The following is a 463-nucleotide window of genomic DNA, read 5'->3' on the forward strand; positions in this document are numbered from 1 at the left end:
TGCCGCCAGCGACCGCGGCGCGGGTGGATCTCCAGGATCAAGCGCTTGGTGGCGGTGTCCTCCGGCGACAGACCGAAAAAGCTCTGGATCATCGTTGTGGTGGCTCCCAGCTTCAGTGCGCGTTCGATCTGCAGGTCTTCCTGCGCGCTGCGCTCGGCTGTAGCCAGGATTTTCTCCATGACGTCGATGTTCACTCTGACGTCTACCCAGGAAACCGGGGTATTGGTCAGAATGCTCATGACGGCAGGCTGTTGGAGCTGAGCCAGAATCTCCGGCCGCAGCCCCATCTCGGCACAACGCCTGAGCTGGCCGTTGCGCAGGTGGTTGAGCACCTGCGTCAGGACCGCTTCATTGATCAACGACTTCGACATGTCGATCCCTCCCCAAATCGTGCGAAATCACTGGTCGGTAGCTGCTTGCTCGGAGGCGGCCGGCGGCAGCTCAAGGTCAACCAGGCGTCGGG

The 463-nt window shown here is 61.8% G+C and carries 1 protein-coding gene; it reads right to left on the minus strand.

Annotation, left to right across the window (positions count from 1 at the left end):
- On the minus strand, positions 1–371 hold a 371-nt coding region (locus HMPREF2924_RS14280), incomplete at its 3' end, for an STY4526/YPO1902 family pathogenicity island replication protein (RefSeq protein WP_141765540.1).
- Between the last annotated feature and the right edge of the window lie 92 nt (positions 372–463).

The organism is Pseudomonas sp. HMSC063H08 (genome assembly GCF_001813645.1).
Taxonomy (GTDB): domain Bacteria; phylum Pseudomonadota; class Gammaproteobacteria; order Pseudomonadales; family Pseudomonadaceae; genus Pseudomonas; species Pseudomonas aeruginosa.